The organism is Clostridioides sp. LIBA-7678, from assembly GCF_056716065.1.
Genome location: NZ_CP196987.1, coordinates 2,912,157 through 2,925,100 on the forward strand (window position 1 = coordinate 2,912,157; position 12,944 = coordinate 2,925,100).

Genomic DNA, 12,944 nt, shown 5'->3' on the forward strand with positions numbered 1-12,944 from the left:
ATGTCATTTCAAGGGACAAAACTTTTTTACTATTGATTTTATAATCTATTTATATATAATTATTTGTAGGATAAATTTAATATCATAGGAGGAACAAAATTATGGAACCATTATTTTTAAAACCTATTTTTATGGATAGAATATGGGGTGGTACTGCACTTAAAGATAAATTTAATTATGAAATAACTTCGCCAACAACTGGTGAATGTTGGGCTATAAGTTCTCATAAAAATGGAGATTGCTTAATAGAAAATGGAGAATACAAAGGCAAAAGTCTATCTGAATTGTGGGACAAAAACAGAGAATTATTTGGAAATATACCTGGAGATAAATTTCCTTTGCTTACAAAAATATTAGATGCAAATGATAATTTATCCGTTCAAGTTCATCCAAATGATGAATATGCAAAGAAAAATGAAGGTGGAGAATTAGGAAAAACAGAGTGTTGGTATGTAATAGATTGTTCTGATGATGCAGAAATTATAATAGGTCATAATGCAAAATCTCATAAAGAATTTGTAGATATGATAAAGAATAATGAATGGGACAAACTGCTTAGAAAAGTTAATATAAAAAAAGGAGATTTTTTCTACGTTCCTAGTGGTACTATACATGCCATATGCAAAGGTACATTAATTTTAGAAACTCAACAAAATTCAGACACTACTTATAGAGTATATGATTATGATAGAACTGATAATTCAGGCAACAAACGTGAACTTCATGTTCAAAAATCCATAGATGTTACGAATGTTCCTCATATAAATCTTGATACTGATTATAAAACTGTATCAACATCAGACTTTAAATGTACAACATTTGTATCAAATGAATTTTTTAGCGTTTATAAATTAGATATCTTTGGAAAATGTAATTTTACACACGATACACCTTTTTCCTTATATAGCGTATTGGAAGGTAATGGAAAACTAATACACAATTCGGTAGAATATGATTTAAAAAAGGGTATGCATTTTATATTACCAAATAACTTTGGAGATTTTAGCTTTGAAGGTAATTTGGAGATTATATGCTCTCATATTTAGATAAAAAATATAACTAAAAATAGGCTATCATAATAGCTTAATTTATGATAGCCTATTTTTTATAAAATACTTACTAAAACATATAGTATTTTGATTTAGGATTTGCTTATAAGAGTCTTTAATAATATATATCAGAAAATTCTATTTTTATTTTTTCTTCAATATTATAGATTCTCTTGTCTTCTGTATAATGTTCACTATTAAAACTCTTCATTGGAAGTGAAATCAAGAATTCTGTTCCTTTGTTTACTTCACTTATTACTTCTATATCTCCACCATGAAGACTTACTAGATTCTTAACTATAGCAAGCCCTATTCCACTTCCTTCAGTATTTCTAGATAAAGTCTTATCAACTTGTGAAAATTCTTCAAAAATCAATTCTAGTTTATCTTGAGGGATTCCAACTCCTGTATCCTTTACACTTATGATTACTTTATCTATTTTATAATAAATATTTACATATATCCATCCTCCATTGTCAGTAAACTTAATGCAGTTTGACAATAGATTCAATATAATTCTCTCAATTTCAACCTTGTCTATATAGACATTAATTTCTTCAAGTTCTGTATCAAACAGAATCTTTATATCTTTTCTACTTGTATACTCTTCTATATTCATAAATAGGTCTTCTATTACAGATACAATATTGTATTTTGCAAGTTTTAATGTATAGAATCCAGACTCCATCTTTGTTAAATCTATAATATTATTTATTAGTCTTTGAAGCCTATAAGAGCTTTGTCTCACTAAATCTACATGAGATTTAATATTATTATTGTAATCTTTTATCTTTTCACTTCTATAGAAAGAGTCTACTAATTGATTTGAACTTGATATAACATTTAGTGGAGTTTTTAACTCATGAGACATATTTGCAAAAAACTCAGTTTTTATTTTATCTGTTTTAAATCTTTCAAGAAGTTCTTTTTCTGCTTGTTCTGAATATTTTTTATGTGCCAAGTCTTTTATAATAAGCATTATGTATCTAGTATTATATATAGCAAAAGGTAATGCACTTAATTCTACTTCTACTATATCATCATAACTATTTATCAACTCATACTCTAGTAAAGATATACTCCTATTCTCATTTAAAACCTTAGACATATTATCAGTAAATTTCATTTTTTCTTCAGTATTTGCATTCATTAATAGCTTAATGTTAGAATCTTTTATATCATCTATATTTGTAAAAGCTAGCATATCTAAAAATGACTTATTTGCATAGTTTACACTCAAGTCATCTTTTAGTAAACATATCCCATCAGGTAATATATCTATAAACCTTGAATAAGATGATTGACTTTCTTCAAGTTTTATTTGAGATATTTTTCGAGAAGTAGTATCACGTATCACAATAATAGTTTTATCTGTACCTGCATTAGTATACTGAGAAAAACTCATTTCAACATACTTTACCTCACCATTTATTAAATACCTTTTTTCTGCACTTTCTTTGCCTTTACATATTGAAGAAAAATCAATACTTTCCAAATTATTTTTAAAAATTTCTCTACATGCATTATTCACATATATTTTATTGCTACCTTCAAGTACTACTATCCCATCTCCAACACTTTCTAAAAAATCTCTACTTCTCTTATTGGCTTCAATAAGTTTACGTTCATATTCCTTTTTCTTAGTCTTATCTTTTAATACACATAATACCCCTTCTATTTGTGAAGTAATAATTAAAGGAGCAAATATAGCTTGATAAACCTTATTATCACTAGTATTAATAAACTTTTCCACATTCTTTTCATTGTCAAATACAGAATGAATACTATCTATTAAATCGTGGAAATTTTTTATTTTATCGCCTAATTTATCCTGTTCTTTATAATCTCCAAAAATATTTCTAAAACTCTTGTTTGCATATGTAATTACTCCATCTTTACTAAACACAACTATGCTATTTACTGCAACATCCAAGGTAGATTGGAGTCTAGATTCTCTTTTTATAAGTATCCCTTTAAGCTCCTCTATCTTTTCTGTTTCATAAATTAGTTTTTTGTTTTTTTCTTTTAAGCTCTCCGTTTTTATTGTTAACTCTTCATTTGTATCATGCAATTCTAATGCTGTTTTCTTAATATTCTTAGATACTATGTAATTATATAAATAATATAAGGCTACATTTATTATTATCTGAGATAATATCTCCTCTATATGCCTATCAGCAATCACCATATGTAATAAATTTGGAGCCCTTGATAAGATTATTATTATTATTATTCTATTAAAAAACTTTTTTTCATTGTATTCCCATTTGCTTTCATTTGAACTTGAGTTTAATTCAATGCCACTTACAATAGCAGTAATTATCATGAATACAGATGTTATAACTCCTAAAGCATATTGTAATGCATCATTTTCTAGATAATTAAACATTCTAGATATTATGAATAAAGATGCTACAGTTAAAGTAACACTTGCTATGAATAAAACTACACTAGAGTTGATTTGTTTATTATCCCTAACAAATTTAAAACTTAAGTATACACCAAGTATAGGAAATAAGTCGGTTATTGCTGATATTGTGATATTAGTCTCAATCACAGACTCTGTTCTAATTCCCAAGCAATTAAATAAATATACACATTCTAATGCCCCAGTAGCTATAAAAATTAATCCTAAAAATGTAGAAAATGAATCTACTTTAAACTTAGTTGTATTAAATATAACCATTCCTGTAGCTATTAAAAATGTAGCATATATTGCATGTAATAAAGTTTCATATTTATCTATATCTTTTATAATAAATAATAAAAGTACTGAGCCCATTATTATAAATAAAAGGCTCATGTCTTCTCTTTCTTTTATATCTGGATTTACATCAGGTATTATATTCTTCAATACTTTACACTTCCTCTTAATTAATATTTTATACTAATTAATTTATACGATACTCGACATTATAATTCCTTCTTTATACCTCAAAGCAAAAACAGACATTTTCCGCTAAAACAAAATTCTTTTGTTTTCTACTCTCTTAGTTATCTTGTTTCTATCGAAATTTTCCAGTATAATCATACAATTTTTTCTACTAGAATCAATCAAATCTCTGTATTCTCCTAGTGTTATTTCTTTATTCTCTTTTATATAATTTATTAAGGTATCCTTTGCATTTTCATAAATACCTTTATCCATTATATACAAATCATCTAATTTCTCTACCTTATTACCTATCATTGACTCTAATACTTCAGCATAGTTATTATTTCCTTCAGAAACTTCATCTATTGTCAATATCGAAGAAACTCCACATGATTTTAATCTTTTTTCTATCTTTTTTGCTATTTCTTTTTGTTTGTCATTTAAAACAACCTCAAAATCAAATAGGGATACTATATTATTTTCTATTTTTATGATATTTTCTGTAGATAATCTTTCTAACAAAATATCCATTTCTCTAGTCTTAAAATTACTTTCTATTTTAGACCTTACTTCTTCTTTTAATATTCCTTTTCTCAATCTATATTTCTTATGGTATTCATTTAAAAGATTTACTATATTTTCTTTTAATTTATTATATTGATTTATATGCATATACATATTACCTATAATAAATACTTTACTTTCTGATATAAGTGTTTCAAGAGCTTTTTTTACATGCTCTTCATGGGCACCACTATAACTCATTATTTCTTTTATATTTGGATAATTTTTTAGGTTTCTTTTTAGATATTCTTCTATTATATCTTTAAGTTCGCCTTTTTCTTTTATTTTTAATGCTTCTATAACCTTTTCATCAAATCTCTTATGTTTTTTAGGAGATGGGTCGATTATTACACCTCCACCAATAGTTTCCATTGGAGAATATCGTCTAACTACAAAGGTGTCACCTTTTTTGGACACTATACTTTCTTCAAGTCTTAACTGAACATAACCACTCTCTCCACTTTCGATTAACTCTTTATCTAATGGAACTGCTCTACAAAGTATTTCTCTAGTGCCATGATACAGTCTTAATCTATCCCAATGTTTTAACCCTTTGTCTAAATGATTTACCAGTGATAATTTCACATCTAGCATCATTGATTCTTCTAATGAATTTGGTGCAGCCAAAACATCTCCTCTATTTATATCTTCAACTTTTACATTTGATATATTGATTGCTGTTCTTTGCCCTGCATAAGCTGTATCTTTATTTTCTCCATGAACTTGTATACTTCTTATCTTTGTTTTTAATACTTGTGGATATATAACCAAATCATCTTCTATACTTATCTTTCCTTCTATTAAAGTTCCTGTTATTACAGTACCAAATCCTTTTATTGAAAATACTCTGTCTATATTAAGTCTCGATGGAGAATTTTCGTTTTTATCCTCTATATCATCACTCATTTTATCTATTTTTTCAATAAGGGTATCTATACCTTTTTTAGATACAGAATCAACTTCAATTATTTCTGCGTTTTCAAGAAAAGTTCCTTTTATTTTCTCACAAATGTCTTCTTTTACCAATTCTCTAAATTCTTCGTCTACAGTATCAGACTTAGTTAGAACCACTATTCCATTTTTTATATTTAAAAAACTTAAAATATCTAAATGCTCAACTGTTTGTGGCATAACTCCTTCGTCTGCTGCTACAACAAGTAATACAATATCAAGACCAGATGCTCCAGCCAACATGTTTTTTATAAACTTCTCATGTCCTGGTACATCTACAATACCAGCTCTTTTCTTATTTGGTAAATCAAAATAAGTAAATCCTAAATTTATTGAAATACCTCTCTTTTTTTCTTCATCTAATGTATCAGTTTCTCTTCCAGTCAATGCTTTTATAAGAGTTGTTTTTCCGTGGTCAATATGACCTGCTGTTCCAATTACTACATTTTTCATTTTTTGCCCCCTATCAAAACTTCAATACTTCTAATTACAAATTAAATTTAATATCAATATTACCTCAAATTTATTTAATTAAAGGCTTTTCTTAATTCTTCAACTATTACATCAAACTCATCATCAAATATAGTTCTTACATCTAATACATATTTATTATCATATACTCTAGCTATTATATGAGCTTCACTAAGTCTTAACTTCTTTTCTAAAGCTGACACATTCATATGTTCAGGAGTTATTGTTACTACCTTTGTACTTATAGTTTCAAGAGGCATAGACCCTCCTCCCACTTGTGAAAATCCATCTTCTATATTTATAATTGCATTCAAATTTAATGCAGTTATTTTTTCAAATAGCCTATTTGCTTTTGCTTCTAATTCTTCTATTTTATATGTTAACATTTTTAAAGTTGGTATACTTTCTATTGCCTTTGTTTCATCTAAATACATTCTCAATGTTGCTTCAAGAGCACATATTGTAAGTTTATCAACCCTAAGAGCTCTAGTAAGCTGATTTTTCTTCATTTTTTCTATATATTCTTTTTTGCCAACTATAATCCCTGCTTGTGGACCTCCAAGCATCTTATCTCCACTAAATGTTACTACATCTGCACCTTGTCGTATAGAATCTAATACAGTTGGTTCATAAGATAACCCATATTTTGATAAGTCTATAAATACTCCACTTCCTAAGTCTTCTATTACAGGTAATTTATATTTTTTACCTAAATTAACTAACTCTTCTATAGAAACACTCTCTGTGAATCCCATAATCCTATAGTTACTTGTATGAACTTTCATTAATACGTTTGTATCTTCTGTAATTGCCTCTTTATAATCTTTTAAATGAGTTTTATTAGTTGAACCAACTTCAACAAGTTCTGCACCACTAAGAGCCATTATACTTGGAATTCTAAATGAGCCACCTACCTCAACTAATTCTCCACGAGATACGATTGCTTCTCCTCCTTTAGCCATTGTGCTAAGTACAAGAAGTACTGCTGCTGCATTATTATTTACAACTAGTACATCTTCTGCACCTGTAAGTCTTTTTATTGTGCTAGTTAAATGAGAATATCTTGAACCTCTTTCTCCATTGTCTAAATCATATTCTAAGTTTGAATATCTTGAAGCGGCACACCATAATTCATCTTTTATATCTTCACTAAGTAAAGACCTCCCTAAATTTGTGTGAACAACTGTACCAGTTGCATTTATAACCTTTTTTAATGATAGTGAATAATTTAATTTAACTCTGTCTATCGCAGATTCTATTATTTCATCAAACTCTATTGTTACAGAATTTGACGCATCTTCTTTCAATCTTAATATAAACTGTCTTTTAAAATCGATTACTTCTCTAACAGATTCTAAAACTAAGCTTCTTGGATATTCATTTATTATTTCTACAATTCTATTATCACTTAATACTTCATCAACTGAAGGTAACATTGCAAATAATTCTCTTTTGCTCAAAACAATCACTCTTTCTCTATAATATTTTATAAAACGGTAATATATTTTTCCCCTTTTGGAACTACAGAACCTATAATTTTTGCTTCTATCGCTCCATTTAATTTCATATCTTTCACAAGTTCCTCTGCAAATTCTTCTTTTACAGAAATTAATAGTCCTCCTGATGTTTGTGGGTCGTATAAAATATCTTGAACTGCTACTTCCACATCACCTACAACTTCTACATCTTTAGATACATAATGCATGTTTTTGTACATGCCAGCAGGTATAATTCCCATTTGTGCCATTTCTATTGCACCTTCAATAATTGGTACATGGTTTGATTCAATTTCAATACTTACTTCAGAAGCTTTAGCCATTTCTAAGGTATGACCAAGTAAACCAAACCCTGTTATATCTGTAACTGAATTTACATCAAATTTATCAAAACTCATTGCTGCGTATTTATTTAAATGTATCATTATTTCTACTACTTTATCTGCTATGTGTTGTTCTACCATACCTTCTTTCATAGCAGTATTTAATACACCTACTCCAATTGGTTTCGTTATAATTAACTTATCGCCAGGCTTTGCAGTAGCATTTGATAAAACTTTATCTGGATTTACAATTCCAGAAACTGAAAGACCATACTTAGGCTCCTTGTCATCTACAGTATGTCCTCCAACTAAAAGTGCTCCACTTTCTTTTACTTTATCAAATCCACCTTTTAATATTTCTGCAAGCACATCCATATCATGGCATGATGGGAAACAAACAATATTCATTGCAACCAAAGGTTTGCCTCCCATAGCATATACATCTGATAGAGAATTTGATGCGGCAATTTGTCCAAATACATACGGGTCATCCACCATTGGTGTAAAGAAATCCAAGGTCTGAATAAGTGCCATATCATCATTTAATTTATAAACAGCAGCATCATCCGCTGTATCTAATCCTACTAATAGGTTTTCTATATTATCATTTTTAGGTAATTGAGATAAAACTGATGCCAGAACCTCTGGCCCTATTTTAGCGGCTCAACCACCTGCTGTTGTCATCTCTGTAAGTTTTTTTTGTTCTTTTTTCATAAAAGTGCCTCCTTTACTAAATTTCCACATATACACACATATACATACATATTTATAATACCATATCTATAAGTAAGTTTTGTATTATATTTTAGTCTACACAAATTAAATCTTTTATATTTTCATATTTTTTATCTCCAATACCATTTACATTTTTTATGTCCTCGATTGAATTAAATTGTCCATTTTCTTCTCTATACTGTAAAATTTTATTAGCAGTAGCTTCTCCAACTCCAGGAAGAGAATCTAGTTCTTCTATTGTTGCTACATTTATATTTGTTTTTTCTTCTTTAGATGCATTTTTATTATTTTTGGTTTTAGATTCTTTTTTTAATTCGTCGTTTTGATTTGGTTCATTGGAATCATTATTACTTGTCACAGATACCATCTCCCCTATTTTAGGTATTATGTAATGTTGCTCATCTTCTAGCTTTATAGATAAATTAACTCCATTCAAATCGGCTTCACTCGTTGTTCCTCCTAATAATTCTACAGCATCATAAAGTCTCTTATCTGTTTCTATGGTTACAATACCTGGTCTATTTACTGCTCCACTTATGTATATAGTTATTTTTTTATTTTGAACACTTTTATCTATGTCTTTGACTACTTTATTGTGACCATCCTCTTCAGTTTTAATTGAGTTGTCTACATTATGTTTTTTTTCATTAAGTGAATTTTTTTTACTTACAACATAAATATCATCGTTAAAAATATTCGATTTATAAACGATTACTGAAGATAATATTAAAAAACAGAAAACAAAAAATGAAATAAACTTTACCTTTTTTTTCATATATTAACCACTCCTTTCTTTTAATTATTGACAAATATATGCTATACTAAAAGATGAATTTAAAATTTGGAGGTTCACAATGAAAAGAAATTTATCACTTTTATTAATCTGTTTATTGATATTCACTTCATTTTTAGGAAGTTCTAATATCTCTTTTGCAGATGATGAACCAGCTATAGTTGCCAAACATGCAGTTTTAATGGACTATGAAACTGGAAAAATATTATACAATAAAGATGGAGATTCCAAACTTTATCCAGCTTCAACAACTAAAGCATGGACAGCTTGCATAGTTCTAAAAAAGGTTAAAGATTTAAATCAAGTAATAGAGATTAAAAATCTACCTCAAATAGATGGTTCTAGTATGTATCTAAAAGAAGGAGAATCCTTTACTGTAAGAGAGTTACTAAACGCTCTTTTAGTTCATTCTGCTAATGATGCCGCTTTTGTATTAGCTAGATATGTGGGTGGTGGAGATGTACAAAAATTCGTTGACCTTATGAATTCTGAGGCAAAAAAAATTGGAGCTAATAATACTCACTTTAATAATCCTCATGGATTGCCTGACCCTAATCACTACACTACAGCTCATGATATGGCTCTTATAGCTAGAGAAGCCATGCATAATGATATTTTTAGACAAATTGTAAAGACTAAATCACTTAAATTTGAGGCTACAAAAGCATACCCTTATGAAAGATATTTTGTAAACACTAATAAGTTTTTGACATCACATGCTAAGATTACATATAAAGGTCAACCTATAGATATAAAATATGATATAGTTGATGGTATAAAAACTGGATTTACTGATGCTGCTGGTAAATGTCTTTTATCTAGTGCTGTAAAAGATGAAAGAAGAGTTATCTCTGCTGTATTTAACTCAACTAATGCCGATTTATATTTAGACTCACGAATCTTGATTGATTATGGATTTGATAATTTTAAGTGTGCCACTATTGTTGATAAGGAAAAATATGCTGATACTAAAAAAGTATTATTTACAAAACAGCATGAATTAGTTTATGAACCAAAAAATAGTTATAAGATATTTTTAGGAAAAAATGAATCTCAAAGTAACTATGATGTTAAAACAGAACTAAACAAAATTGATTTACCTATAAAAAAAGGAGCTAAGGTTGGTACTTTAAATATATACAATGGTAATAAGCTAGAAAATAGTATAGACCTAGTTGCAAAAAACAACCTTGACAGTAGTATTCCATTTATAACTAGTAATGATACTTTAATGACTTTAATTAAGATTGTTGCAGGAATTTTAGTACTTTTAATTTTATTTATAATAGCTTCAATCATCAAGAAGAAAAATAAAAAAAATAACAGAAAAAAATCCAAAAGAAATATGAAAAAATAGTAATTATAAGAAAAAAATTAAATCTGTTTCTTCTTATAAAATAGGTACTGTTATAGTAATATGTATTTAATTTATTTAGACAAGCTCTCAAGATTATTAAATATAAAATACTATGACAGTACCTTTAATTTAAATTTATGTATTTTTCTGTTTTTGTTTATCATTAAGTTTACATTTTGAACAATTTCCAAGACATTCATCGACCATATCTAGACATTCATTAAATGCTACCTTACTACTATTCTTATGTCTTACAATTAATATATCTTGTTTTTTAGCTTGAGACTCAACCGTTCTAGACATCTTATGTGAAACTGTTGATGTGAGTATAACAACTGCATCTGGTTTTCCTATAGAATTATTTAATTTAGAAGACATAGTCGTATATACCTTTGTCTTATAACCTTTTTTCTTGGCCATAACCATATAATCTTTTTCCATTCTTTCATGACCACCAATCACTAATAAGTTCATTAGATTTCCTCCTATTTATTTGATATTGATTTTCATTATTATTTATATTATATATAATAGTATCTTGAAATAAATTTGTCAATACTTATTGATATTAATTATCATTTCAATAATAATTTTTTTGCTTATATTTATTTCCAATCTTACTCTTTTTAAACTTACTACTTTTATATACAATAAATTTTTAAATAAAAAAAGCTGTAGATTTGAATGTCATCACCCAAATTTACAGCTTTTTGAAATTTAATATATTATTTTAAATTCTTTTTTATTCCTTTATTTAATATACTCTCATAGTCGATAAAGTCATAAATGTCTTCCTTAAATGCATCTGAAAACTTATGTAATTCTTCTAATGTTAAATCTTCTATTGCCTTTTTATTGTCTTCACAATATATAACGATACTTCCTACTATTCCATGTGCATCTCTAAAAGCAACATTATTTTTAACCAAGTAGTCAGCAACTTCTGTTGCATTTAAAAATCCATTCTTTACTGCTTGTTTCATTTTGTCTTCATTTACTTTTAATGTAGCTATCATTCTATCCATTATCTGTATGCACATTTCAATAGTATGTACACTATCAAAAAAACCTTCTTTATCTTCTTGCATATCTTTATTATATGCTAATGGTATACCCTTCATTACTGTAAAAAGACCAAACAGATTTCCATATACTCTTCCAGTCTTTCCTCTTATAAGTTCCGCTCCATCAGGATTTTTCTTTTGAGGCATTATACTACTTCCTGTAGTATATAAATCATCTATCTCAACAAATCCAAATTCTTGAGAACTCCAAAGTATCAACTCTTCACTTAATCTACTTAAGTGCATCATTATAATTGAAAAATCACTCATTAACTCTAATAAATAATCTCTATCACTTACTCCATCCATAAAATTATCTACTACTTTTTTAAATCCTAATTGTTCACAAGTTATATTTCTATCTATATCATGTGTAGTTCCTGCCAAAGCTCCACAACCTAAAGGTGATTCATCTAATATTTCTATAGCATTTTTTATTCTTTTCTCATCTCTATCAAACATACTATAATACGCCATCAAATGATGTTTAAATGTTACTACTTGTGCTCTTTGAAGATGAGTATAACCTGGCATTATCACTGGATTTTTATCAGCAACATCTTTTATAGTTGCTTTAAATTCAGATATTAAATCTACCAAATCATTTGCCTTTTCTTTAGCATACAATCTCATATCAACTGCAACTTGGTCATTTCTACTACGTGCTGTATGAAGTTTCTTACCAACATCGCCAATTCTTTGAATTAAATTTATCTCAGTAAAACTATGTATATCTTCATATTCTCCATCTAATGCTAACTTTCCATTTTCTATATCTTCAAAGATTCCTTTTAAGCCTTCTGTTATAGTCTTTCCTTCTTCCTCTGTTAAAAGACCACATTTTACTTGCATATGAACATGTGCTATACTTCCTTCAATATCCTTTTTATACAGTACACAATCATAACCAAAAGATTTATTAAATTCTTCCATAAGTTGATTTTCCGCTTTTCTAAAGCGTCCACCCCATAATTTCATACCTTTCACCTCATATTTTAAATTTTTTTATTTTAATTATAATATTTACATCTAAGTTAAAATTAAAAAATCTCTTGGTCAAAAAGACCAAGAGACGAAATATTCCGTGTTACCACTCTAGTTGATAAACAAAGTTTACCCACTCTATTCTCTTAAGGCGAGATTACCTACTACCATACTAAATTTCAAGTAGTATTCTCCAAAGCTCTTTTCAATATAAAGTGTTATCATTAGGCTCACACCATTCCTAACTCGCTGAGATTTTCTTTATACCTACTCTCTTCTTCA

The 12,944-nt window shown here is 28.0% G+C and carries 9 protein-coding genes and 1 other annotated feature (1 of these 10 only partly in view); of the genes, 2 read left to right on the forward strand and 7 right to left on the reverse strand.

Features of this window, described 5'->3' with window-relative positions:
* Window positions 1–101: 101 nt before the first annotated feature.
* Window positions 102–1,046, forward strand: coding sequence for a mannose-6-phosphate isomerase, class I (gene manA / locus ACTG46_RS13835; RefSeq protein ID WP_479923022.1), 945 nt, complete (start codon window positions 102–104; stop codon window positions 1,044–1,046).
* 118 nt (window positions 1,047–1,164) lie between these two features.
* On the opposite strand, the gene ACTG46_RS13840 is transcribed toward manA, so the two are convergent.
* From ACTG46_RS13840 to ACTG46_RS13860, 5 genes are all read right to left on the reverse strand, one after another.
* Window positions 1,165–3,903 carry a sensor histidine kinase gene (locus ACTG46_RS13840; RefSeq protein ID WP_479923023.1) on the reverse strand — a complete coding sequence of 913 codons (2,739 nt, stop codon included), beginning with the start codon at window positions 3,901–3,903 and terminating at the stop codon, window positions 1,165–1,167.
* Window positions 3,904–4,008: 105 nt separating this feature from the next.
* On the reverse strand, window positions 4,009–5,892 hold the full coding sequence (gene selB, locus ACTG46_RS13845; protein ID WP_223195702.1) for a selenocysteine-specific translation elongation factor: 1,884 nt from the start codon (window positions 5,890–5,892) through the stop codon (window positions 4,009–4,011).
* Window positions 5,893–5,966: 74 nt separating this feature from the next.
* Window positions 5,967–7,346: an L-seryl-tRNA(Sec) selenium transferase gene (gene selA / locus ACTG46_RS13850; protein WP_054271284.1), complete on the reverse strand. Its 1,380-nt coding sequence runs from the start codon at window positions 7,344–7,346 to the stop codon at window positions 5,967–5,969.
* Between the two features lie 50 nt (window positions 7,347–7,396).
* The gene (gene selD, locus ACTG46_RS13855) at window positions 7,397–8,443 is read right to left on the reverse strand and encodes a selenide, water dikinase SelD (protein ID WP_479923024.1); all 1,047 of its coding nucleotides are present in this window, start codon (window positions 8,441–8,443) and stop codon (window positions 7,397–7,399) included.
* Window positions 8,444–8,534: 91 nt separating this feature from the next.
* Complete coding sequence (locus tag ACTG46_RS13860; RefSeq protein WP_223195703.1) at window positions 8,535–9,239, reverse strand: helix-hairpin-helix domain-containing protein; 705 nt, start codon at window positions 9,237–9,239, stop codon at window positions 8,535–8,537.
* Window positions 9,240–9,318: 79 nt separating this feature from the next.
* Here ACTG46_RS13860 and ACTG46_RS13865 point away from each other — a divergent pair, with 79 nt between their 5' ends.
* Window positions 9,319–10,614, forward strand: a complete 1,296-nt coding sequence (locus ACTG46_RS13865; protein ID WP_054271102.1) for a D-alanyl-D-alanine carboxypeptidase family protein — start codon at window positions 9,319–9,321, stop codon at window positions 10,612–10,614.
* A 135-nt stretch (window positions 10,615–10,749) separates the two neighbouring features.
* Here ACTG46_RS13865 and ACTG46_RS13870 read toward each other — a convergent pair whose 3' ends face one another.
* Together ACTG46_RS13870 and argH are read right to left on the reverse strand one after the other, a co-directional pair.
* Window positions 10,750–11,088, reverse strand: a complete 339-nt coding sequence (locus ACTG46_RS13870; RefSeq protein ID WP_021385441.1) for a DUF2325 domain-containing protein — start codon at window positions 11,086–11,088, stop codon at window positions 10,750–10,752.
* 251 nt (window positions 11,089–11,339) lie between these two features.
* Entirely contained in the window at window positions 11,340–12,656 is a 1,317-nt protein-coding gene (gene argH, locus ACTG46_RS13875; protein WP_054271103.1) for an argininosuccinate lyase, read from the reverse strand.
* A gap of 87 nt (window positions 12,657–12,743) precedes the next feature.
* Window positions 12,744–12,944: a binding site (T-box leader), on the reverse strand; it runs 10 nt beyond the window's last position.